General features: G+C 37.5%; 15 protein-coding genes and 1 tRNA gene. 12 read left to right on the top strand and 4 right to left on the bottom strand.

The genetic code is table 11. From position 1 onward, the window contains the following. Positions 1-295: 295 nt before the first annotated feature. From CW745_RS03725 to gltX, 4 genes are all read right to left on the bottom strand, one after another. Complete coding sequence (locus CW745_RS03725; protein ID WP_101107182.1) at positions 296-3436, bottom strand: multidrug efflux RND transporter permease subunit; 3141 nt, start codon at positions 3434-3436, stop codon at positions 296-298. A gap of 9 nt (positions 3437-3445) precedes the next feature. Further along, the gene (locus tag CW745_RS03720; protein ID WP_101107181.1) at positions 3446-4600 is read right to left on the bottom strand and encodes an efflux RND transporter periplasmic adaptor subunit; all 1155 of its coding nucleotides are present in this window, start codon (positions 4598-4600) and stop codon (positions 3446-3448) included. Between the two features lie 240 nt (positions 4601-4840). Next, positions 4841-4916, bottom strand: a tRNA-Ala gene (locus tag CW745_RS03715). A gap of 222 nt (positions 4917-5138) precedes the next feature. Then, complete coding sequence (gene gltX / locus CW745_RS03710) at positions 5139-6563, bottom strand: glutamate--tRNA ligase (protein WP_101107180.1); 1425 nt, start codon at positions 6561-6563, stop codon at positions 5139-5141. Positions 6564-7242: 679 nt separating this feature from the next. Between gltX and CW745_RS03705 the strand changes: the two genes are divergently transcribed. From CW745_RS03705 to CW745_RS03650, 12 genes are all read left to right on the top strand, one after another. Continuing rightward, the gene (locus CW745_RS03705; RefSeq protein WP_101107179.1) at positions 7243-7635 is read left to right on the top strand and encodes a hypothetical protein; all 393 of its coding nucleotides are present in this window, start codon (positions 7243-7245) and stop codon (positions 7633-7635) included. Positions 7636-7646: 11 nt separating this feature from the next. Further along, positions 7647-9380: a polysaccharide biosynthesis/export family protein gene (locus CW745_RS03700; RefSeq protein ID WP_238596685.1), complete on the top strand. Its 1734-nt coding sequence runs from the start codon at positions 7647-7649 to the stop codon at positions 9378-9380. Positions 9381-9468: 88 nt separating this feature from the next. Continuing rightward, positions 9469-9864: a nucleotidyltransferase domain-containing protein gene (locus tag CW745_RS03695; protein WP_238596684.1), complete on the top strand. Its 396-nt coding sequence runs from the start codon at positions 9469-9471 to the stop codon at positions 9862-9864. Beyond that, positions 9861-10310, top strand: a complete 450-nt coding sequence (locus tag CW745_RS03690; RefSeq protein WP_101107177.1) for a DUF86 domain-containing protein — start codon at positions 9861-9863, stop codon at positions 10308-10310. The genes CW745_RS03695 and CW745_RS03690 overlap by 4 nt, the downstream gene beginning before the upstream one ends. 87 nt (positions 10311-10397) lie before the next feature. Then, the gene (locus CW745_RS03685; protein WP_101107176.1) at positions 10398-11183 is read left to right on the top strand and encodes an ABC transporter permease; all 786 of its coding nucleotides are present in this window, start codon (positions 10398-10400) and stop codon (positions 11181-11183) included. A gap of 50 nt (positions 11184-11233) precedes the next feature. Beyond that, positions 11234-12856: a lipopolysaccharide biosynthesis protein gene (locus tag CW745_RS03680; protein WP_101107175.1), complete on the top strand. Its 1623-nt coding sequence runs from the start codon at positions 11234-11236 to the stop codon at positions 12854-12856. Between the two features lie 8 nt (positions 12857-12864). Then, complete coding sequence (gene wecB, locus CW745_RS03675; protein ID WP_101107174.1) at positions 12865-13983, top strand: UDP-N-acetylglucosamine 2-epimerase (non-hydrolyzing); 1119 nt, start codon at positions 12865-12867, stop codon at positions 13981-13983. A gap of 98 nt (positions 13984-14081) precedes the next feature. Then, positions 14082-15347, top strand: a complete 1266-nt coding sequence (wecC, locus tag CW745_RS03670) for a UDP-N-acetyl-D-mannosamine dehydrogenase (protein WP_101107173.1) — start codon at positions 14082-14084, stop codon at positions 15345-15347. Positions 15348-15386: 39 nt separating this feature from the next. Then, the gene (locus CW745_RS03665) at positions 15387-21374 is read left to right on the top strand and encodes an FkbM family methyltransferase (RefSeq protein WP_101107172.1); all 5988 of its coding nucleotides are present in this window, start codon (positions 15387-15389) and stop codon (positions 21372-21374) included. 2 nt (positions 21375-21376) lie between these two features. Beyond that, positions 21377-23491: a sulfotransferase gene (locus CW745_RS03660; protein ID WP_101107171.1), complete on the top strand. Its 2115-nt coding sequence runs from the start codon at positions 21377-21379 to the stop codon at positions 23489-23491. A gap of 61 nt (positions 23492-23552) precedes the next feature. Further along, the gene (locus tag CW745_RS03655; protein WP_101107170.1) at positions 23553-24455 is read left to right on the top strand and encodes a hypothetical protein; all 903 of its coding nucleotides are present in this window, start codon (positions 23553-23555) and stop codon (positions 24453-24455) included. 94 nt (positions 24456-24549) lie between these two features. Beyond that, on the top strand, positions 24550-25278 hold the full coding sequence (locus tag CW745_RS03650) for a DUF6270 domain-containing protein (RefSeq protein ID WP_101107169.1): 729 nt from the start codon (positions 24550-24552) through the stop codon (positions 25276-25278). The last annotated feature ends 81 nt before the right edge of the window (positions 25279-25359 follow it).

The raw sequence follows: 25359 nt of genomic DNA, 5'->3' as shown, positions 1-25359 counted from the left end.
TATAGCATTTTGCGTAATATTGTGGTCATTACTTATGGAGGAAAAATAATAGAGAACAAGGCGCGCGACTGAATACCGCTCAGTTATCTATTATTTTAACCCGCAAGATAGTTAACCTCAGCTCTGGATAAGCAAAGCGATACAATACCGCTACTTGCGCTAATTTCGGCGTTAAATCATCTACTAATAATCTGTTATTGCGAATTTCATTGATATAGTTTCGATACCCATATAAAAAAATCCCCAACTCAGCGACTGAGTTGGGGATTTTTAGCTTTTAGCTTTCCAGCTTCTATTATTTATCATCCTCATCCAATAACACGGGTTTATCGTTAGGTGCTTTTGCCGCTTCACGCATCTTTTGCATTATTGCATAGAAGATAGGCACGAGGACCGTTGCTAGTATGACCGAGGCAACCATTCCCCCCAATACTGCATAACCTAATGATTTGCGGCTTTCTGCACCGGCACCTGTTGCTAGCACTAACGGAATAACACCTAACACAAAGGACAAACCTGTCATTAATACTGCTCTGAAGCGTAAACGACCGGCTTCAATGGCCGCCTCAATGGTCGACTTCCCGCCTTCACGAAGCTCTTTGGCAAATTCAACAATGAGTATCGCACTCTTACTAGCAAGGCCAATTAATAAAACTAACCCTATTTGTGCATATAAATTAAGCTCAACGCCCATTATTTTAAGATAAACGAATGCACCCAAAATAGCTAACGGCACAGCAAGCATTACGGCAACTGGAATCGTCCAACTTTCATACTGCGCAACTAAGAACAAGTAAGTAAATAGGAAGGCCAGAGCAAAAATAAAGGGCGCTAAATTACCTGCTTTTAACTCTTGAAAGGTTTGCCCTGTCCATTCATAGCTATAACCAGAAGGCAAGGTATTAACCGCTCGCTCAACAGCTGCAATTGCTTCACCGGTACTGTATCCCGGGGCCGGGAATATATTAATGTCGGTCGAACTAAACAAGTTGTATTGTTTTACCGATTCAGGGCCAAGCATTGGGCTGACCTCAACCAAGGTACTGAGTGGAACCATTTCGTTGTTTTTGGTACGCACATAAAAGCGATTAATATCTTTTTCGCTATCCCTATACTGATTATCAGCCTGAACCATCACATTGAATACCTTACCAAAACGGTTAAAGTCATTCACATAATAGCCACCTAATTGTGTTTGTAGAGTGTTAAAAATAACCGATAGTTCGATGCCTAAATCTTTGGCTTTTTTACGATTAATATCGACAAACATCTGTGGTACATTTGAGCGGAAATTACTGAATGAAAAAGCAACCTCGGGCAAACTATTAAGGGTTAAAATAAATGATCCCATCACCTGTGATAACTGCTCTGGACTTCGTCCTTGCGTATCTTGCAGTACAAATGATAAACCACTCGTCGAGCCTAAACCGGGAATAGAAGGCAACGCAAAAGCCATTACTTTAGCGCTTGGTAGGGCATTATACTTAGCCTGTAAGCGTGCAATAATTGCGTTTTGATGCATATTTTTTTCGCTTCGCTCATCCCAATTATCTAGCGTCACAATTAATAAGCCCCCATTTGAGGCAACTGAACCTGTCATAATGCTGTAGCCACTGACATGTATTACATCGGCAACACCGGGTTCATCAGCAGTAATGGTCACTAGTTCATCCATCACCTTTTCGGTTCTATTTAAAGAGGCGCCATCAGGTAGCTGAATATCAACCATGAAAGACTTTTTATCTTCAAGTGGAATAAAACCAGAGGGCGTATTATTGGCAAGTATTAGGAGCGCACCCATTAACACGGCAAAACCAACACCAACAATCAATAACCTCCTAACGAGTAAACTTACTAATGCACTGTAGCGGTCGGTTAATTTATCAAAGTATTTATTAAACAGAAAATGGAAGCCTTTGCTGTGCTTTTTAGGTTTACGTAATACCGTCGCTGCTAATGCAGGGCTTAAGGTTAATGCATTGACCGATGAAATAAGAACCGATATACAGATAGTGATAGAGAACTGTGCATACATTTGCCCGGTAATACCCGGCATAACTGCAGTGGGTGCAAATACGGCTAATAAAACTAACGTTGTCGCAATAATTGGACCCGTTACCTCCTTCATCGCTTTTTCGGTGGCTTCTTTGGGGGAAAGCCCTTCGTCTTCCATTAATCGTGTGACGTTTTCGATAACAACGATAGCATCATCAACCACGATGCCGATTGCGAGCACTAAAGCAAACAATGAAATCGTATTAATGCTCATGCCTATCGCGAGCATGAACGCAAAGGTACCGATTAACGAAACAGGGATAGCAATGGCGGGGATCAAGGTTGAACGAACATCTTGCAAAAATAGATATACAATAAAAATAACTAACGCGATTGCGACCAATAGTGTTTCTATTACTTCAGCAATCGAAGCACTAACGGATTCGGTCGTATCGTAAGCCACTACACTTTCAATATCCGATGGGAAGTTTTTCGATAAGCGATTTAGGTCTTCTTTGATAGCGTCAGCAACTTCAAGCGCATTGGCACCCGGTGATTGGTATACAGCGATGATCGCAGAAGGTTTATGATTAAACTTACCCTCTGCGTCATAACTACTTGAACCAAGCTCTATACGCGCCACGGCATTTAAGTAAACCTTTGAACCATCTGGGTTGGCACGAATCATAATTTCGGAAAACTCTTCCGGTGTCTGGAAACGACCTTTGGTTTGTAATGTGTATTGAAAACGCTGATCTTTAGAAGAAGGTGATGCGCCAATTCGGCCAGCCGCCACTTGAATATTTTGTTCACGAATCGCCGCAATGACATCTTCGCTGGTTACGTTTAAGTCGGCCATTTTGTTGGGATCTAACCAAATACGCATGGCGTAATCCATTGCACCAATTATCTGAACTTCAGAAACCCCTGGTTGGCGAGCAAGCGAGTCTTTAATATTGATATTCGCGTAGTTACTTAAAAACAGAGAATCAAAGGTTTCATTTGGTGAGTTAAGATTCACTACAAGTAACATGTTAGGCGATTTCTTTTTAACTGAAACGCCTGCTTGTTGTACTTCTGGTGGCAGTGTTGCCATGACTTTAGTGACACGGTTTTGCACATTCACCTGTGCCATATCGGCATCAGTACCAACTTCAAAGGTGATACTGAGGGAATAACTGCCATCGTTTGCACTACTTGAAGACATATATAACATATCTTCAACCCCGTTGACTGATGATTCAATCGCTTGAGCTACGGTCGACTTAACGGTTTCGGCGCTCGCACCGCGGTAACTTGTTGTTACGCTTACCTGAGGAGGGGCAATTTCTGGAAATTCTGCCACAGATAAGATTGGAATAGATAAGGTACCTGCTAATGTCAGTATAATTGAGATAACAAACGCAAATTTCGGTCGATGAATAAAAAATTGACTGATCATAGTGATTACCTATTGAGTGCTGTTACTATTGAAAGGTGTTTCAGTTTGTTCGGTTGCATCTACCACCACACCAACACGTACTTTTTGTAACCCTTCAACGACTATTTTTTCTCCCTCTTTTAATCCTTTTAGCACCTCCCAGCGTACATCATGTCGATCGCCTAGTGTTACCATGCGCTTCTCTATTTTATTTTCATTATTAACCACTAATACAAAGCGACCCTGTTGCTCCTCTTGAACAGCAGCTTGAGAAATAAGGAGTAAACGTTGATCATCAGGAAGTTTCACCGTTAGGTTAGTATATTGCCCTGGAAGTAACTTAGCATCGGGATTAATAAATTTAGCTCGAATAGCTAATGTCCCGGTGCTCTGGTCAACACGGTTATCGATAAAGTCAATGTAACCAGTGTGTTCATAGTCATGTTTCTCGCTCAAATTGATAGTAACAGTCAAGCTCTCTGCATCAACATTATTGCCACCTTCAATTGCTTGTCTAGACTTGGTTAAGGTTTTTTCAGATATTTGAAAGTTAACCCAAATAGGGTTTAATTGGACTAAAGTTGCTAACTCGATGTTATTGGCCGTAATAAGATCACCCGTACTCACTAATGAACGGCTAATTCGACCTGAGATCGGGGCCATAATTTTGGTGTAAGAAAGATTTAATAATGCAGTATCTAATGCTGCTTGATTAATTGCCACGTCAGATTCGGTCTGATTCATACTACTGGTTAATTCATCAATATCTAATTCAGATATTGCGCCGGTTTTACTGAGCTTTTGCCCGCGTTGCCAACGATTCTTTGCAATTTCATAGGCTGATTGTGCATGTTTTAACGCTGCTTTTTGTTGATTAACTGCTGTTTGATAAGGCGCAGGATCAAGTTCAAACAATAAATCACCTTTTTCGACATCATCTCCACCAGTAAAATGTCTTTTTAATAACACTCCTTCGACTTGAGCACGAATGGAAACATCTTCGGTGGCTTCTGTCCGACCAATAAATGCGATTTCAGGTTGAATGTTACTTTCTTTGATTGTTTCAATAATAACGTGAGGTGGCGGTGGTGCTACATTGGTGGTGGTGTTTTCATTACATCCCGTTAAGGTGAATAAAAACAATGCAATAAAACTAAGTGAGTGGTTCTTGTAAAATGTGTTCATGAAGAAGCCTTATACAATTTAATAGATTTGTAACAAATCGTGCTCGTAATACTGTCATGCCACAGTATAGGGGTTAGTTATGTAAATTTTGGATGTTAGTTGTCAGTTTAAGTAATAAGTTCAATGATAGCGAACAGTTAATGATTTACTTTTGATTATCGTCATAGGAAAAAAGGGATTTGTGTTCGCTGTTTGTATTTACTGATTCGCCAAACATTTAAATATAAAAGGTGTAGAAGGTGGTGGAGCTATGCGGGATCGAACCGCAGACCTCTTCGCTGCCAGCGAAGCGCTCTCCCAGCTGAGCTATAGCCCCATAATGAAATGGTGTTTTGTTAACAGTCAAAAGTATAACAACAAGGCTTGAAGGTTTAAAGCAAAAAGCGCTAGAAGGTAAAAAAACGCTTGAAGGTATAACAATAAGGCTAGAAGGTAAAAATCGCTTTAAGGCTGGAAGGTAGAAAAGTGCTGGAAGGCAAAAATGCTCCTGCTTTCCCGCCTTCGAGCCTTCGAGCTTTCAACCTTCCCGGTTTCAGTCTTATTGGTTTGCTTCTCTTTGTGCAATAAATTCAAGCGCACGCGAAATACGCGTAATGCTTCGCTCTTTACCAATTAAACGTAAAGTAACATCAAGAGATGGTGATTGACCTGCACCTGTGATCGCAACACGCAGTGGCATACCCACTTTGCCCATACCTACTTCTAATTCATCAGCAGTATCTTGAATGATTTGTTGCAGTGTTGCATCCGTCCAATCTTCACATGCTGCCAGCTTAGTTTGAACTAAAGCCAATGCATCTTTAGCAACAGGACGTAAATGTTTTTTAGCCGCAGTAGCATCAAAGGCTTCATATTCCTCATAGAAGTAACGGCTTGAAGCAGCCAACTCAACTAACGTTTTTACTTTTTCCGAAAGTGCCGAAATTACTTCTGTTAACGCTGGCCCTGTCGTCATATCAATTTTTTGCTCATCCATGTGCCATTGTAGGTAACCGGCAACATATTCAGGAGCTGATGTTTTGATATAGTGGTTGTTTAACCAAAGTAGTTTATCTGTGTTAAAGGCAGACGCTGATTTACTGACATTGCTTAAACTAAACAGGTCAATCATCTCTTGCTCAGAGAAAACCTCTTGGTCTCCGTGTGACCAACCTAAGCGAACTAAGTAGTTGTTCAGTGCATTGGGCAGGTAGCCTTCATCACGATATTGCATCACAGAAACAGCGCCATGACGTTTCGAAAGTTTTGCGCCATCATCGCCTAAAATCATTGCACAGTGTGCAAATGTTGGAACAGGTGCGCCTAATGCTTCATAGATATTGATTTGACGAGGGGTATTGTTGATATGATCTTCACCACGGACAACGTGTGTAATACCCATATCCCAATCATCCACTACAACACAGAAGTTGTAAGTAGGTGCGCCATCAGTACGACGGATAATTAAGTCATCTAACTGACTGTTAGCGATTTCGATATCACCACGGATCTCATCTTTAAATACCACAGTACCGTCTTTTGGGTTACGGAAACGGATAACAGCAGGGGTATCTTCTGTTGCGGCTGCGTTTACAGCAACAATTTTAGGGTGGCTCGCATCGTAGCGTGCCATCTCTTTGTTAGCCTCTTGTTCTGCGCGAATCTCATCAAGAAGCTCTTTCGGCGCGTAGCATTTATAGGCTTTATCTTCAGCTAATAGTTTTTCAACCATTTCATTGTAACGGTCAAAACGCTTTGTTTGGTAATAAGGGCCTTCGTCCCAATCAAGACCTAACCAGCTCATGCCTTCTAGAATTGCATCAACGGCTTCTTGAGTTGAGCGCTCAAGATCAGTATCTTCAATACGTAATACAAATTCACCACCTTGGTTTTTTGCGTATAACCAAGAGTAAAGTGCGGTACGTGCACCACCTACGTGTAAAAACCCAGTTGGGCTTGGGGCAAAACGAGTCTTAACTGTCATTCGGGAAGTTCCTTTATATAGCAGTTGGAAAATAAAAACGTATTTTAACCAATACCGATGTAATTACATTAATTATTTACATTTAATGTTATCGAGCAATCAACGGAACAATGAAAATTAAACAAGCCCCATTTTACTGTTTATACAAGACTGAGCTTATTATGTGTGGTTATTCCACATCAATAGGTGGAAACACAGTAAAAATGGTTGCCCTGCGGGGCTACACAATATACTTTGCCCTTGCTCTATATTTAACTACGTCAAACAGTACTCAATACAAAACTTTTTAGCAGGGGGAATAATATTTAGCCACACTAAGCGAATGTCACCTTTATTGCGTATTTAATGAATAGATTGATTGGATCTTGTATAAATAGTTAATCAATCGTTGCAAAAAGAACCGTTAAATACCGAAAAAATAAACAGGGTTTAGTTATTGTTAATTTAATTACCATATTTGTGATTTTATTGCCTTGATGTGATTTCGCGTTGATGTTTGATTATTTGTAGACGTTACAATTGCTTTAAAAGCGCGGTTTCTATATATTTAGCGCTTAAAATACAACACACTAGTTAGTTTTAACTGGGTCGCATAAAAATATCTTTGTGCCATTGCGTCTCATTGCAAAGAAATGAAGCTAAAAATTAACCAAACTAACGATGAATTAAGTTTATAAAAATGTTTAAATTACCCTTAATAAATGCCGTGATATTTGTATTGTTACTCGCTGGTTGTACAAGTAAACCACGTGAAGTAAGTGCTTCTATTCCTCTGGTCTCTGCATCTCAAACAAAACCAACTGAAAAAGAGATCCCTTCACAATACTGGTCGTTACTATCAAACCCGCAACAAAGCTCTCTAGAGCACGAAAAATATAAAATTGAGCTAGAAGCACTATACATCTCTGCGTTAGGTACTCCTTGCCGTGAACTTAAAATTACAGATGAAACAGAGAATGTAGAGAAGCGTGTTGCCTGTGAAATTCCTTTTATTAATGCAAATAATGAAGCGGATAAAGCATGGTTTATGGAGAAACAAATCATAGAATCAAGCGCTTATATTGAGCTGTAATAAACGGAATAATGATGATAAAAATAATAACTAAATCGCTCAATGCAATATTACTGCTTGGTTTTACTCAATTTGCCCTAGCTGCCTTTGAGCCAAGTAGCACCGATACCACAGCAAATACAACCGATAGTATTCCTACACTAACGAGTCCTTCTGCATTGCAAACGCTACAAAATGGCAGTTATAGCAAAACAGCGCGTCAAGGCGTGTTGTTACCGGGTGAAGTTGATATTAGTGAATTATTACCCTCATCAGGGGAAGACTTTCCTCCTCCTTATGGCGCAAATATTTTTGCAGGGGGGTATGAATCTGAGCGTACGGATGGTTTGAACGAAAACTACCTGATCGCGCCTGGCGATAAAATCAATATTTGGTTATGGGGTGGCGTAAATTATGCCGATGTACCAACCGTAGATAATCAAGGTAATATTTTTATCCCTAATATTGGGCCGATTAGTGTAGCGGGTGTACCTGCGAGTGATATTAACACTCTGGTTAGCTCAAAAATAAAAGCGATTTACACGCATAATGTTGAAGTTTACGTTAATTTATTAACGGCAACACCAGTCAGTGTTTACCTTTCAGGTGCGATTATTCGACCAGGACAATATGCAGGCATGGCATCTGATAGTTTGCTTTATTTCTTAAAGCGCGCGGGGGGCATCGATTCGGAAAGAGGTAGTTACCGAAAAGTTCAGATACTTCGTAATAATAAAGTATTAAAAGAGGTCGATTTATATGAGTTTATTCAATCAGGTAAGCTCCCTCAAATAACTTTTAAAGATAAAGATGTGATTCTAGTTAAACCACAAAGCGCAGCGATTACCGTCGCTGGTGGGGTACGTAATCCTTTCCGTTTTGAGTTAACTGAGTCTATTTCATCGGGTAAAGAGATAGCCAGTTATGCAAGGCCAATGGCTAAAATTAGTCATGTTGGCGTTTTTGGGAATCGAATTACTGGCCCATTTTCGGTTTATCTTGAATATAACGATTTTTTAGCCTTTGAACTTCAAGATGGCGATAACGTCATTTTTAATGATGACCTACATGCACAGGTGATTGATGTACAAGTAACCGGGAGTTACTTAGGCCCATCATATTTTGCAGTGAAAAAAAGTACACGTCTGCATGATCTATTGAGCCACATCCCGATTAATCCAGAGCTTACCGATAATAAATCCATTTACATTCTTCGTAAAAGTGTTGCTGAACGTCAAAAACAGATGCTATCTGATTCACTTGATAGATTAGAGCGAAGTGTATTCACCGCCCCTGCATCGTCCGACGGTGAAGCCGCTATTCGCGCTAAAGAAGCTGAAATGGTGATGGCTTTTTCCGAAAAAGCGAGAAAGGTTAACCCCTTAGGTAAAGTGATTGTTTCGGATCGTGGTGTCACGGCAAATATCTTATTAGAGAAGGGCGATCAAATTGTCATTCCACATTACACCGACCTGATTCAAGTTGGCGGTGAAGTGTTAATGCCACAAGCGGTAGTATTTAACCCTAATGCGACCATTGATGATTATGTTGCATGGGCAGGTGGTTTCACCGACAGAGCTGAAGACGAACGTATCTCAATCGTACGCGCAAACGGCGTCGTGATATTTGATAAAACCGCCAAAATACAACGTGGCGATCAGATTCTAGTATTGCCAAAAATCGACACCAAAACCATGCAAGCAGTGAAAGACATCACCCAAATTATCTACCAAATTGCGGTGGCTGCCAATGTGGTGATTAAATAATGATGATCTGCTACAAAGCCATAATGCGAGATGCTATAAGCGTTCAAGCTTTCAACCTTTCAAGCCTCAATACAAGTCATTTATGCCTATGTCGCAAGTGAATGATGATGCCATTGAAAAACTCGTTGAGTTGGCGACCATTAATAAAGATATCGAAGTGGTTTGGATATATGGTTCAAGGGCGGTGGGAACACATAAGGTACATAGCGATTATGATATTGCGATAGCCTTTAAAAATTTTAGCCTTTCTAGCTTAGACAAATATCTAAGGCCCAATACGCTTGCTATCGAATGGTGTGAAGCAACAGGGTTAAGCTCAGAACAATTGAGCGTGATAGATATTAATCAAGTGCCTGTGTATTTAGCATTCAATGTTGTTGAATACGGGAAAGTGATTTACCAAGCTAAAACAGCACGTGCATTCACAGAGCAAGATAGAATTTATGCTTTATACGAATATCAAAAAAGAGAATCAGGCTCATGATAAATGAAGGTTTACAATTGTATTTGATAGAGGCTAAAAAGCATCAACAACAATACAAAGTAGAACTAGACGAATTAAGAGAAGATTTGTTAGCGAACAATTTTAAAGCGCGTGATTACCGTGCAACAGAGCGCCTTCTACAAATTTTCACTGAAATGTGTATCGGTTTAGCGAAGCACTGGTTAAAAGGGCTTCAGGGCAGTAGTGCCAACGAAGCGTATCAAACGTTTTCTTTGCTAAAAGAGCACAACCAAATAAGTAGCGAAGAATTGACGTTATGGAAAAAAATAATTGGTATGCGGAATGGGTTAGTGCACGACTACTTGAATATTGATTTATTAATTATCGAGCTGATTATCAAAGAGCAACATTATAATCAATTAAATGAATTCGCAGATAAAGCAATTCAACACTTACAGTCGAAAAATAATGAACAAAAATTGTAAAGCCATGATTAAGCCTTTTAGCTCTTTAGCCTTTAAGCTCTCAAGCCTTCAAGCTTTCAAGCCTTTAAACCTTGAGGCCTATCTCTAATGGCATTAGTAAAAAAACGCTCAACCCTACAAATTTGGGGCGATGTAATATTTGCCATATTTTTGAGAGAAATAAAAAGTAAGTTTAGCGATAAGCTAGGGATTGCTTGGTCGGTGATTTCGCCAGTTGCATTTATCATGATTCTGTCATTAATGAGAGGAATGATAAATGGTGGAACTACCCATACTATACCCACTTTTTTTTTCATGGTTTATGGCATGGTGTTGGTGCAAATGCTCTTGGCTACTGTGGCGTCGGTTTCGGCATCAATAAATGTCAATAAGTCTTTGTTTGCCTTTCGACAAGTACAACCTATTAGCTCAGTTATTGCTATCGCTAGTTTTGAGTTTTTAACAAAATTATTTGTATTGCTATTTATTTACCTGATCGCTTACTTCTTGCGCATTGAAGTAGTGATCGGTAATAGTTTGTTCGCATTAAAATGTTTCGTACAAGTGTGGTTGATTGCAACATCGTTGGGGTTGCTATTTGCCTTGGGGCGCTGTTTTGTTCCTGAACTCGAGAAGTTACGCAGTTTAGCGATGCGTCCGATATTTTTTATATCTGGAATATTTTTTAGTTTGCAAGATATTCCGAAGGAATATTGGTATCTATTAGACTGGAATCCATTATTACATGCAGTTGAATTAACGCGTTTTGCTGCTTATCCGAGTTACGGAAGTATGGGAGTAAGTCATCAATATCTTAATTTATGCACGTTAATAATCATTGTCGCAGCATTAATTTGTTATCAAAATAGCTGGAAACAAGCAATTAGCCGTTAAATAAAAGGAAAGTGCCTGTCGTTTAAATAAGCGGTGGATGCGAAATAAAAATGATAGAAGAAGAGTTTCAAGAGTTTATTAGTTCATTAGATCCTAAGCAGGTTAATAATTTTGCGGCCTTATCACGTCATGCTAAGTTACTTGCAGAAGAGAACCCATCTCTATCATTGCGTATTTTAAAGCAAGTAAATGTATTGCAAAGTAAGCATAAAGTACACTTATTGAATCGGATTGAAAAACAGAGTGATGAGCTTCAAGCAGTAGCGAAAAATGGTGAGATTGAGAGCAAAGATAGCGAATTAGAGTATGAAAATTTAAAAAAATCATTTGAATTACGACAACTTAAAAATTTTGTTTTTTTAGCCAAACAAGTAAGGCTTCATAGCAAACAATCACCTGAAGTCGCTTTGTTATTATTGGAAGATGTAGAATACCTGCAACAGTTACAAAAAAATGCGATTAAACGACAACTTAAAAAATTAGCAGAAGCGCCAAAAGAAAATATTGAAGCAGAAAAAGAAAAAGCGCAAGCTACGCGAAGTAATCCGAATATAATTACTCATGAAGAGCAAAAAACATACATCCAAAAGCTATTGCGTTCATCATTTTTAATATTTGTTGTTCTACCTTTTTCTGTTTTTGCTATTTATCAAATACTTATTGCGACTCCGCGCTATGAAAGCCAAGCACAGGTGATAGTCCAACAACCAGACAGTATGGCAACCATGGATGCTAATATGGCACTATTAGCGGGTATGGGAGTGGCTGGAGGTAATTCAGATACTGAATTGGTCAAAGCTTATATCTACTCAACAGACATGCTTATCTATTTAAATGAAACCCTTAATTTACGCGATCATTATAGCCAAGAAAAAATCGACTATTTTAGCCGTATACATGCAAGTGACACACGCGAAGAACTTATTGAATATTATTATCAACGTATCAGTGTCGATATCCATGAAAAATCTGGCATTATCACTATATATGTACAAGGTTTCGATAGTGATTATGCGCAAAAGTTAGCAAATACGATTGTTGAACGTGCTGAGTGGTATATTAATTCGATCGGCCACCAGCTTGCCAATGCACAATTATCATTTGTACAAGGTGAACATGCTATTATTGAAAATCGCCTAGAAAGTGCGCAAATATCTCTGCTTAATTTTCAGCAACAGTATAATTTACTTGACCCATCCGCTGAAGGTATGGCGATGCAAGAGATTGCCTATTCACTGCGCGGTGAAATATCTAAAAAACAAGCTGAGCTTAAAGCCATGAAGTCAATCATGAGTAATCAAGCACCACAAATGCTGGCATTAAAAAATGAACTTAAAGCATTAAATAACCAGCTTAAAACAGAAAAAAATAAATTGGCGCAAACAGGAAAAGATAAAATGCCTGTCAGTGAGATACTCGCTAAGTTTACGGATTATAAAGTGAAAATGGAGCTCGCATTACAATCTTATACCTCATCACAAATCTCCTTAGAAAAATCACGCATCGAAGCCTATCGCCAAATTAAATATTTAGTGGTAGTTGAAAGTGCAACCTTGAGCGAATCTAATAAATACCCGCAAATTTTGTATAATTTAGCCCTCTTTTTTGTGGTTAATATGTCCATTTTTGCCATTGGTAAAATCGTAATATCTGTCATCAAAGAACTTAAATAGGGATTAACATGAAAAAAGTATTAACCGTATTTGGCACAAGGCCAGAGGCGATTAAAATGGCACCACTTGTACAAGCGCTAGCAAAGGATGCACGTTTTGAGGCGAAAGTCTGTGTGACAGCACAGCACCGTGAAATGTTGGATCAAGTGCTAGAACTGTTTGATATTTCTCCGGACTACGATTTAGATCTAATGAAAGCAGGTCAAACACTAAATGATGTAACAGCTGGAATATTATTAAACTTAAAACCTGTATTGCAATCCTTTAAACCCGATGTGGTATTGGTACATGGTGACACTGCGACAACATTAGCGGCCGCCTTAGCCGCTTATTATGAACAGATTGAAGTTGGGCATGTTGAAGCGGGGTTACGTACTGGTAACATTTATTCGCCTTGGCCCGAAGAGGGAAATCGCCGTTTAACGGGAGCATTAACGAAATACCATTTTGCACCAACTGAAACTTCTAAAGAAAATTTACTGAAAGAAAATATCGAAGATAAAACCATAACCATCACTGGTAACACGGTGATTGATGCCTTGTTATTAGTCAAAGACAAAATAGTAAACGATATTGAACTTAACGGTGAGTTAGCAAAAAAATTTCCGTTCTTAGATGAATCTAAAAAGTTGATTTTAGTGACAGGTCATCGACGAGAAAGTTTTGGTGGTGGTTTTGAACGTATCTGTGAATCACTTGCGATAACAGCTAAAGCACATCCTGAGGTTCAAATTTTATATCCTATGCATTTAAATCCGAATGTTAGGGAGCCTGTAAATCGTATTTTAGCTGGAATTGACAACGTTTTTCTGATTGAACCACAGCAGTATCTACCTTTCATCTATTTGATGAATCGATCACATATTATTTTAACCGATTCTGGTGGCATTCAAGAGGAAGCGCCTTCTCTAGGGAAACCGGTACTGGTAATGCGTGATACAACTGAGCGTCCTGAAGCGGTGTCAGCAGGCACAGTGAAACTGGTTGGGACAGATGTTGATACAATCGTAAAAAACTTAAACCAGTTGTTAACAGATGAAACTGCTTACCAGACAATGAGCTTTGCTCATAACCCTTATGGTGACGGGGAAGCATGTCAACGTATTCTGGATACGCTGTCATTATAAATATAAAGCCGGTGGGTTTACTAATTTAATCATTATATGAAAATAAGCATAAAAATAATAACAAGCTTAATTCAAAAAAATAAAACTAAGGGAATAAAATGTCATTCGAAACAATATCAGTTATCGGACTGGGTTATATTGGCTTACCAACTGCCGCAATGTTTGCCTCTCGCAAGATTAAAGTGATTGGTGTAGATGTTAATCAACATGCAATCGATACCATCAACCAAGGTCAAATCCACATTGTTGAGCCAGAGCTTGATATTTTAGTACATGCGGCGGTAACCGAAGGGTACTTAAAAGCGGTTAGTACACCTGAGCCTGCGGATGCATTCTTGATTGCGGTGCCTACGCCGTTTAAAGGGAAAAATGAACCTGATTTAACTTATATTAAGTCTGCTTGTGATGCGATTGCTCCTGTGTTGAAAAAAGGTGACTTGGTTATTTTAGAGTCTACCTCACCTGTTGGAGCAACGGAGAGCGTAGCTCAATGGCTAGCTGAAGCAAGAGCAGATCTTTCTTTTCCTCAACAAGTCGGTGATGTGGCTGATGTAAATGTCGCCCATTGCCCTGAACGTGTATTACCCGGGCACGTAGTGCGTGAATTAGTCGAAAATGATCGTGTGATAGGGGGAATGTCTGCAAAATGCTCTGAGCGAGCTGTTTTACTCTATAAAACTTTTGTTAAAGCGGAGTGTGTGATCACTAATGCACGTACTGCAGAAATGGCAAAGCTGACAGAAAATAGCTGTCGTGATGTACAGATTGCCTTTGCCAATGAGCTTTCAATTATCTGCGATAAGTTAGATATTAATGTGTGGGAGTTAATTGAGCTTGCCAATCGTCACCCGCGTATCAATATATTACAGCCTGGCTGCGGTGTTGGTGGGCATTGTATTGCCGTTGACCCTTGGTTTATCGTTGCTAAAACACCTGATGAAGCAAAATTGATTCACACTGCACGTTTAGTGAATGATAGTAAACCGCATTGGGTGATCGAGCAGGTGAAATTACAACTGGCTTCATTCTTATCGGCTAACCCTGAAAAATCGGCTAAAGATGTCACCATCGCTTGTTATGGTATTGCCTTCAAACCTGATATTGATGATCTGCGTGAAAGCCCTGCTTTACAAATTACCACAGAAATTGATGCATTTCATGCAGGAAATGTACTCATTGTTGAGCCTAATATTGACTCCCTCCCTGCTAATAAACTCGCTAATAGCACCCTTGTAAATATGGATGTTGCTTTTGAGCAAGCTGATATTTCAGTCTTGCTGGTTGATCATAAAGAATTTAAAAATGCGACAGTTCAAGGCAGTAAACTCAAAAATTTAATCGATACCCGTGGTGTTTGGGGCTAACCCATTAATGTTAACTCAAACAATAAGTTGATAAAAAAGATGACGAAGAACCTTGTTTTACTGCGAGAGCACGGTGTTGATTATACGATTTGCTTACCGCATAAAGAAACTGACTATATTCAAAAGAAGATTGCAACCGCTTTAGTGCCTTATGAATTATCTATGTTAGAAGATATGCGATCCCGTTTATCTGAAGGCGATAATGTAATTGATGTAGGTGCCAATGTTGGTAATCATACTCTTTACCTAGCGAGCGTAGTTAAGTGCAACGTGCATGCGTTTGAGCCTAATAAATCCCTTTGTGAAGCGATGGAAGTCAGCCGTACTGAAAATAGGTTAGAGAATAAAGTTACTATTCATGATTGTGCATTAGGGGCTAAAGAAGAAAAAGCTTGTTTTGAGGCTATCAACAATGACAATTTAGGTGGGCAAAGCATCGAAATTACTGACGAAGCCGATATTGAAACTTTTGATGTAAAAGCCTTAGATAGTTTCGACTGGAAAGCTCCAATTTCCCTAATTAAAATTGATGTCGAAGGGTTTGAACTCGAAGTTTTAAAAGGTGGTAAGGCCTTAATTCTTCGTGATAAGCCTGATATCTATATTGAGTGTTTATCAGAAACTGATTTCACAACTATTAGTAATTTATTAACTGAGTTTGGATATAGTTACTGGGATACTTTTAATGCTTCCCCAACACATCTTTATATCGCCAATGAAAAAATATCACTGGATGATAAAATCAATCATATTGTTACAAAAAATTTACGCGAACTATACAGTGCGCAAATGGATGCCACGCAGTTAAGAAAGCAGCTTCATGAATGCAACCTCAAATACCGCAATGTAACGCAAAGTGCAAATGAGCGACAAATTGAATTGTCAGTATTGCAAGAAAAGTATGATGCAGTTAGTAAGCAATCAAATACTATTGAGCAAGAAAGAGCGCAAAATAAATCCTTAGAGCAAGAGCTTTTAAAGTTAAATGAAAGCTTACGAAATATTGAGCAAGAAAAAGAGCAACTTTCTATAGTGCATGCGAAGCTTGATGCCGCAAATGAGAAATATAGATTGGCTTGTCAGCGCATTGATGATTTAAAACAACTCAATGATGATAAAGCTAGCATAATCCTTTCATCGCAAGAAAATGAGTCAGTACTTCAAGAGCAGCTAAGTACGGGGCTTTTACAAATCGAAAGTTTAAAAAAAGAGTTAAAGGCTCAAAAGTCAGAGCTGGTTACTCTATTAAAAAAGGAGTTACAAGAGAATCAGCGTATAAATGAGTTAGTTGAACAGCAATCTACTCATATTCAACGTATTGCAGAGTTAGAAAATAAATTAATTTTAATCGAACAACAAAAACTAAGTGAACAGGAGTCTCTTCAGAGAGAAGTGATTGCTTTACAATCGTCGATGGAAGTAAAGGATAAAAATTTACAGGCATCTAGCGATGAAAATAGCAAGTTAGGTGCTGAGGTTACACATCTGACTGATACGCTATCGTCTCTAAATCAACAGCAACAGGATTTAAGCGAACGCTATGCTATTTGTACTGAATATTTATCTGAAACAGAAAGAAAACTAACAGAAAGTACAATTGTATTTAAAGAAGTTAAGGCTAATTTTGATGAACTAGAGTTATCGGCGCAGGACGATAAACTTCAATTACAAGAAGTGGGTCAACAATTAGAGCAATCTTTAGCAAGCTTGACGCTCATAAAGCAAGAAAAATCAGATCTGGAACAAGAAGTAGCTACTTTATTTGATGAAGTAACGCAACTTGAGGCTTCATTAGTTACTGAGTCAGAATCGAAGAAAGCAATAACAGTAAAAATGGATAAATTGTCTGCTGAATTCCGTAATGAGTTAAAGATTTTAAATGCTAATAAAGTCACCTTAGCCGAGCAATACCAAGCTTCGGTTAGCGCTTTATCTGAAGAGAAAGACTTGCTTGAGCAAAGAAATGAATCTTTAAATGTTGAGTTATCTGATTTATGGGATGAACATGAGGAAACGTTAATTGAACTCGATAAGTCAGCGATTAGCTTAAACGTTGCCAATGAAAGGCTACAACTACTAAGTACAGAGCTATCTGAGCAGAGTGAAAAAATACGATTACTCAAGGTTGAATACAGTAATATTCAAGCACAACTCAGCAGTGCCCATATCAAAAGTGAACATTTAGAAAAAACTAATGCAGATGACAAATCAAATGTTATTGAACTAGAAAAGCAACTTGCAGAGAAAGCATTAATGATTGAACAAAGTAAAGATGCGCAACTAACTTTGGCACTACAATGTGCGGATGCTAAAAAAGAGATAGATAGGCTTAATAATTACAGCTCACAACTGGAGCGCTTGCTCGATAACGCCAATCAAAAGTACCGAACGGCGACTGCAGAGCAAATACCTGAATTAAAAAATAAATGGGAAGCTGAGCTTGAACATCGTAGGAAATTACAGTTAGAGGTAGAGCAATTAAAGGAAAGCTTAAAAAAAGCAAATAATGAAAATGTTCTCGCTAAAAAGCGCGTACTTGCGATTAGAAGTAGCAATACTTTTAAAGCTGGAACCTTATTAAAAAAACATATTAAAACGCCGGTTGGCTGGGCTAAATTACCTGTTGGGCTTTGGCGACTCTATAAACAATCAACAAACAGAGCAAAGCCAGTTACGCCCCTAGAAAGCAAAATAAGTCATTCGTTGAAAACATCACCTGCATTTGAGCGAAAAGAGAATACTGTGACGATCGAGTTACACTCAAATGCCGATGATATTAGCGCACTGTATCTTAATGATCATATAAAAAATAGTAACCTAAAAGTTGCTTGCATCATGGATAATTTTACTTATCAATCTTATTTGCCCGAATGTGAATTACAGCAATTAACGCCAGCTAATTGGCAAAAAGAGTTGCAAGAATTTCAACCTGAAATGTTATTTATTGAGTCTGCTTGGCGCGGAAAAGATGAGCTTTGGGGGAGTAAAGTTGGCCACCTCAGCGATGAAGTAAAAAACATCATAAAGTGGTGTAATGCACATAACGTGCCGACGGCATTTTGGAATAAAGAAGATCCGATTCATTTTGAAACGTTTTTAAATACGGCGAAGCGATTTGACCATGTATTCACAACAGATATTGATTGTATTCAACGCTATAAAGCCGCGTTAAAGCATGAAAACGTATATTTTTTACCTTTTGCTTGTCAACCACTAACTAATAATCCATTAGAAAAGTATCAACGTAAGTCTGCTGTTAGTTTTGCAGGCGCTTATTACGTTAAATACCCCGAAAGAACAAAGGATCTCGAATCATTTGTTAAAGACTTACCAAAGTTTAAAACATTAGATATTTACGATAGGAACTATGGTAAACAGGATAGTAACTACCAATTTCCTGAGGTGTATAACCCTTATATTGTTGGCACATTACCCTTTAAAGAGATCGATAAAGCCTATAAAGGTTATGATTATGCGATCAATTTAAACTCGATAAAACAATCACAGTCGATGTTTGCGCGTCGAGTTTATGAGTTATTAGCAAGCAATACCGTTACGATTAGTAATTTTTCACAGGGGGTGAGGCTGTTATTTGCTGATCTCGTTATTACCACTGATGATGGTAAAGAGGCGGTTAGTAGGCTACAAAAAGTTGAAGGCATGGCACATGGTATTGAACGATTAAAATTGATTGCGCTTCGTAAAGTGATGTCTGAGCACACTTATCAAGACAGACTCAATTATGTTCAAAACAAAGTATTAAATAAACCGCTAACAATGACATTACCAACAATAGGTATCGTCAGTAAAATAAAAAATAGTGCGCAATTAGAGATTTTACTTAATAACGTAAATAAGCAGGAGCATGTCTCAACAGAATTAGTCGTTGTTGTTAATAGTAAAAAGGTTAAGCAAGAACTTGAAGAGGGGCTGAAGCAAGCACCATTTAAGACAACGTTATTATTACACTCTGAATTTAATCAGCATGCTCTGGCAGAGCTATTCACTGAGGCAAGTTGGATAACTTACTTTTCTGTTCATGACTATGTGGGGCAAGCATACTTACACGATTTAGTATTAGCCACACGTTATAGTTGTGCAAAAGTTATCGGTAAAGGGGCTTGTTTCGAATGGAAAAAAGGACACCTGATTGAGCCGAAAACGAATATTTTTTACCAATCTGCTAATAAATTAAGTGCGCGTAGTGCAATTATATCGCTCACTTTATTGAATGATGTATCCTGTAAACAATGGTTGAAAACAGTCAGTGAATGCGCTTATCAATACCCTGAACAACTTTCGATCGACCCATATAACTATTGTTTGAACAGGGGGCTAGAACTGTATGATGCTGACATAGCTGGAGTAGAAACCAAAGTCGCAGATTTGCCATTTAATACAGGGATAAGCTTAAATGAGTTACTCGATGAGGCAGAAAAAATACAACCTGTACTCAGTCAAGCTGATAATTGTATGTCGATTAAAGGAGAGCAGTTTACTGAGCTACTTAAAATTAAAGATGCTAAACAAGTGAAACTTGAAGCTGAACAGGGTGGTTTAAATGTTCACTCTACGTTGGCCGATGCAAAGCATGATTATTTATATGCAAATCAGGATATCGCGCGTGTTGATTTTTCTGAAGCTGAAGTTAATGCTACATTGCCGATACATTTTGATATTGAACCCGGTTTAAATATATCTATCGTATTGCTATATCTTGATGCTAATAAACAACGTATTAGCCACCATATTTTGCAGGCAAACCGTAACCACACTGTCGACTTACCTTTTGAAACTGAATTTATCCGTTTTGGCCTGCGTGTGCTTTCGAGCGGTGAGGCTAAAATCAAGTCGCTTATTTTTGGGCATAAAGACTTACAACCAGAAAAAGTGTTTGGCCAATCGGAGTTTCTGATTTTAACTAACCATTACCCAAGCTATGATGATTTATACCGTAATGGGTTTGTACACAGCCGCGCTAAAGCGTATCAAGAGCATCATGTCAATGTTGATATCTTTAGATTGCGCCAAGGTGAACCGATCAGTTGGCACGAATTTCAGAATATTAATGTGATCACCGGTGCACAAGCTGCTTTAAGAAAAATGCTGAAATCAGGGCAGTATAAACATGTACTGGTGCACTTTTTAGATGCGCAGATGTGGGAAGTGTTGTCGGAGTTTATTGATAAAATTAAAGTGACCGTTTGGGTGCATGGTGCAGAAGTGCAGCCATGGTATAGACGCAAAGTGCTCTTTGATACTGAAGATAAAATTGCAGTGGGCGAAGCTCAGTTCGAAGAGAAAAAGCTTCTTTGGAATACAGTATTAAAGTATAAATCTGAAAATCTTCACTTTGTTTTTGTTTCAAATTATTTAGCTGATACAACAATGGAGGATTATAGCGTTGACGGTAATGAACTAAGCTATTCAATAATATCAAATCCGATCAATACAGACCTTTTTACTTATCAAGAAAAAGAGGCGCATCAACGTAAAAAGATTCTGTCAATTCGCCCTTATGCAAGCAAAATATATGCAAATGATTTAGCGGTTTCTGCAGTTCTTGAGTTATCTAAGAAAACGTTTTTTAGTGAGTTAGAGTTTCATTTTGTTGGCGATGGGCCTTTATTTGATGAAGTGTTAGCGCCGATTAAACATTTTAGCAATGTTAAAATAGAGCAGAAGTTCTTAACTCAAGATGAAATTGCAAAGTTGCATAAAGAGTATGGAGTGTTCTTATGTCCAAGTCGGATGGATACACAGGGGGTGTCTCGGGATGAAGCGATGGCTTCGGGGTTAGTGCCGGTAACTAATTCGGTAGCTGCAATTCCTGAGTTTTTAAATGACGATGAAGGATATCTTGCTACCGCAGAAAATTATGTAGAAATTGCAAATGCGATTGAATCAATAGTCATGACTGATGGTGATTTTGAAAACAGATCACAGCTATCATCTCAGAATATTAAACAGCGTCGTTCGCAGGAAAGTATCGCGACTCTAGAGTTAAATGTAATAAAACTAGGTTAAATATGAATATTAAATTAAGAAAATTTCCGTATCCTTACAAAGCAATGCTAGCTATCTCGAGCGATATTGATTCGACAACACCAGAAAATTTTGAATATATCCATGACCTAATCAAGCACCCTAGACATCAAATAGAATTAAATTTTTCTGATTCTATTTGGATGTTTGCAAGTAATGCTAAATCTGGTAAGCAGCTAGCTTTTTTTGATATGGGAACGGAAAAGCTGGCACCGTATTGGCGAAAACTAAAATATTATATAAATAAAGATTGGATTGATACGTTACATACATATGGAAATTTTTCACAGACAGAGGCATCTAATAACTTTAATAGAGATTATGCACTTAAATCGTTTGAATTTTTAGATAAACACAAGCTCACCTTTGATGTTTGGGTTAATCATGGTGATGAAAATAATACACAGAATTTAGGCGCTTACTCTTATATGCAAGGAGCTACCCCTGATGATGCTTCTTATCACTACGATATATGTAAAAAAATTGGGGTGAAATATATATGGAACCCTAAACAAAGAGATATATTTGGGCATTCCTCAATGCTTTCACCATTAAAATTAAAAAATGGAGAAAATATATGGGGCTTTCCTCGTTTTCATAGTTACTTTGTTAATGCTGATGAAAAAAAATATTATGAAGCTCGAGGAGCTATTTTTTGGGGGAAAGATAAGAATGAAGCTGTATTATGGCATCCTTCTTTATTGGATTTACAGTTAACCACAGAAAGGCTTGAGTCGCTTTTTGTCAATCAGCAGTACGCTATTGTTACTCAGCATTTTGGTAATATCAAAGATACTAATAATAAATTTACGCCAGAAGCTATCGCTGCATTAAAAAAACTTTCTGATTATTCTAAATCTAAAATTAATGTGGTTTCGACTTCTAAGTTACTCAACTATAACCGTGTCAATGAATTTTTAGAGTATGAGGTTATTCGTTTAGAAAAAGGCTGTATTATTAATATTACGTCAATAAACGACCCCGTTTTAGGAAAGAGTGTAGATCTTATTATAAAGGAGCTGGAAGGAGTTACTTTTTATACTGATGACCCATTTAATACCTTTTTTATGCTTAATGGAAAAATAGTAAGGCCTGAGTACACTAAACGAAATGTTTCTGATGGTATTGCGCAAAGTATCACAATTTCGACTGGCACAATGAACATTGAAAGCGATATATCTGCTCGTTATGAGGTTGTTAATGAGTTTAATAACCAAAACAAGCCTGCTAAGGTAACAGGTGCATCTAGTGATGAAAGTTTAACTAAAAAAGCTTCTGTTAGCCTTTGGGAACGAGCAATTGCGAAAGCAATGAATTTCAATAAAAACAAAAAAAAACCTGATTTCAGCTTACTCCCTGTTATTTGTATTGGTGGAATGAAGTGCGGTACTAGCACGTTATGGGATATGTTAAGTCAGCACCCTGAAGTGCTTCCATGCTCAGTAAAAGAGCCAAGTTATTTTGCGGTGAGAGATTTAAATCTGCTCAGTAAAAATGAATATTACTCACTGTGGCCATGGGATAAATTTACCAAGAAAAATAAAGTTATTTTTGAAGCTTCAACCCATTACTCCAAGTTTCCGGCCTCTAATACTGCTGCTACTCAAATAAAAGCCATTGCGCCTAACGCTAAAATTATTTATTTAGTCAGAGACCCGATTAAGAGGCTTGAGTCACAATTAGCTCATCATATTTCAAGGGGAGAGTTAAGTAGTGATTTATTAGCTGATAATAGGTGGAAGGAAAATACACATTTATTTAATCTATCTCTTTACAATCAACGCATAGATCCATATGTAGAGCAATTAGGAAAAAACAATATTTTAGTTATATCGTTAGAAGAGTTAATTGCAGATCATAAAAATACATTACAAAAAATAGAAGACTTCCTCTGTATTTCAACGTTTGATCGGTATACGCCTTTAAAGAAAAGTAATCCAAGAAGAATGGTACTAGGTGCGGATAAAGTCACTTTCAATAAATCAGATCAAAGCTATATTTTTAGGTTATTAGAATCTGATATCAATCAATTTATTAAACGTTTTTCATTAGACAATAACTTATGGAAAACATGGAATGAACACATACAAAATATGTAAACGCTTCTTTTTATAATTTTTTTTTTGAAGTTAAGGTGTTTATTTTGAAGGGGAATGTGGTATGAAATCAAGAAATATTAATCTAATCAGGGATGCTGCTTGTCTTCTTGAGGATATAAATATCCAAGTGTCTCACGATTTAATGGCAATGGCTTACAATGAAAGGCCCTCTGGACTCTTTATAAAAAAAAAATTAGATGAATATAAGTTGGCGTTAGATTCAATTGATTCCGAACAAAGAATAAAAGTTAAAGGTATGCTCAGTAGTGGTGAGTTAGTTGTTATTCCGGCCGGTTTTAGGTGCTTTACTAAAGGGCTGCTGGAAGATGAATTACGGATCAAACAAGCTTCTTTACCATTTGATAGTGGTTTTTTCTCTCCTGATGCAATTGCAAATATTTTAGAGAATAAAAATATTGCTTTGAAATACCCAAATGAAAAGTTAAATAACCATCAAGTTTGCATGAAATATGAAAATCATCTACATGATAAACATGGGAAAGGAATCAAGTTTATCTCTAGTTCATATGAGGAAATTGATAAGTTAGTAAGCTCGTCAAATATTGATACAATCAACAATTACCTTGACTCTACATTTGGTTATTATACGTTAGATGTAAAAAATAGGTATGTATTAGCACATTATAACTGGCATAAACTTGCAACTAAAAATAAAAGTAAAGGAATATATGACAAAAATTTGAATGTTAAAAATATTAGCGATACTTTAAATAAAAGGCTAAAAAGAATGTTTGAATTGTGTGATAAAGCCAAAAGAATTATCTTTGTGATTAGTAACACTCAAAATTACCAATATATGATGATTGACGATGAATTTACAGATCTTAACGACATAGAACGTTTAACCTCTGTAACAAAAAAACTATTTGGTAGTAAGTGCATTGTTACTAATTTTGATGAAATTTCAAACTTTGATCTTTTGCTAAAGAAAGTTACTTTCTAAGCTTGGAATACTCCCAGAGTTCATGATTTACAGTGGCAGATAAATTAAATTTAAAGACTAGATATGAAACATAAAATAGTAAGTGGAGCGTAATATGAAGTGCCTTATTGTTGGGTCTTGTGTAACTAGGGATATTTTTGAAGTTTCTGAAATAAAAAAATTATTTAATATTAATTATCACGCTCGAACATCATTAGCTTCTTTTTTACCAGATAAATTTGAGCACATACCCGATACTGAATCTATAAAGTCAAAGTTCCAAGCCAAAATGGTAGAGTTTGATTTGAATAAGCAGTTATTTGAAACAGTAAAAAATTATAATCCAGATCTTATTTTAATTGATTTGATTGATGAGCGTCTTGATTTATGTGTTTCATCAAATGGGAGTATTGCTACAATGTCACCTTCTTTTAAGCAATTGTTTAATGAAATAGATTTCCAGGTCATTAGGTCTGGGACAGAGGAACATTTTTCATATTGGTTGCGTGGATGGAATAATTTTATTGAAGAGCTTAAAAAATTCAATTTATTAGACAAAGTAAGGCTTAATAAAGTCTATTGGTGTTTCCCTAATCCCCCTAATTCGGAATGGAAATACTCAAAATGCGAGACTAAAGAACGCAATGATTATTTGGATAAACTTTACAATGTTATTGAGAGTGTTTTAGATAAAGAGCAAGTTTATTCTTTCCCTCTAAAAGTGTTCACACCTGATTTTAACCATAAATGGGGTATAGCGCCATTTCATTATATTTTAGATTATCGACTAACTGCCGCACAAAAATTGAAAATAGAGCTTAATAGAGAAAAGCGAGAAAGGTAAGGCATATATGGTCACTCCTTAGAAGCAGTAGTAGTAAAGAGTAAGGCACCCAAACCTTTTTCACGTAACTTCAATGACAAC

This window comes from Psychromonas sp. psych-6C06, from assembly GCF_002835465.1.
In the GTDB taxonomy this organism is placed as follows: Bacteria; Pseudomonadota; Gammaproteobacteria; order Enterobacterales; family Psychromonadaceae; genus Psychromonas.
Note: the sequence above shows the minus strand (reverse complement) of the source record. Positions and strands in the feature narration are given on the sequence as shown.

Coding starts and splice junctions, on each gene's coding strand:
- CW745_RS03725 (WP_101107182.1), bottom strand. CDS start 3,436: ATGATCAGTCAATTTTTTATTCATCGACCGAAATTTGCGTTTGTTATC.
- CW745_RS03720 (WP_101107181.1), bottom strand. CDS start 4,600: ATGAACACATTTTACAAGAACCACTCACTTAGTTTTATTGCATTGTTT.
- gltX (WP_101107180.1), bottom strand. CDS start 6,563: ATGACAGTTAAGACTCGTTTTGCCCCAAGCCCAACTGGGTTTTTACAC.
- CW745_RS03705 (WP_101107179.1), top strand. CDS start 7,243: ATGTTTAAATTACCCTTAATAAATGCCGTGATATTTGTATTGTTACTC.
- CW745_RS03700 (WP_238596685.1), top strand. CDS start 7,647: ATGATGATAAAAATAATAACTAAATCGCTCAATGCAATATTACTGCTT.
- CW745_RS03695 (WP_238596684.1), top strand. CDS start 9,469: ATGTCGCAAGTGAATGATGATGCCATTGAAAAACTCGTTGAGTTGGCG.
- CW745_RS03690 (WP_101107177.1), top strand. CDS start 9,861: ATGATAAATGAAGGTTTACAATTGTATTTGATAGAGGCTAAAAAGCAT.
- CW745_RS03685 (WP_101107176.1), top strand. CDS start 10,398: ATGGCATTAGTAAAAAAACGCTCAACCCTACAAATTTGGGGCGATGTA.
- CW745_RS03680 (WP_101107175.1), top strand. CDS start 11,234: ATGATAGAAGAAGAGTTTCAAGAGTTTATTAGTTCATTAGATCCTAAG.
- wecB (WP_101107174.1), top strand. CDS start 12,865: ATGAAAAAAGTATTAACCGTATTTGGCACAAGGCCAGAGGCGATTAAA.
- wecC (WP_101107173.1), top strand. CDS start 14,082: ATGTCATTCGAAACAATATCAGTTATCGGACTGGGTTATATTGGCTTA.
- CW745_RS03665 (WP_101107172.1), top strand. CDS start 15,387: ATGACGAAGAACCTTGTTTTACTGCGAGAGCACGGTGTTGATTATACG.
- CW745_RS03660 (WP_101107171.1), top strand. CDS start 21,377: ATGAATATTAAATTAAGAAAATTTCCGTATCCTTACAAAGCAATGCTA.
- CW745_RS03655 (WP_101107170.1), top strand. CDS start 23,553: ATGAAATCAAGAAATATTAATCTAATCAGGGATGCTGCTTGTCTTCTT.
- CW745_RS03650 (WP_101107169.1), top strand. CDS start 24,550: ATGAAGTGCCTTATTGTTGGGTCTTGTGTAACTAGGGATATTTTTGAA.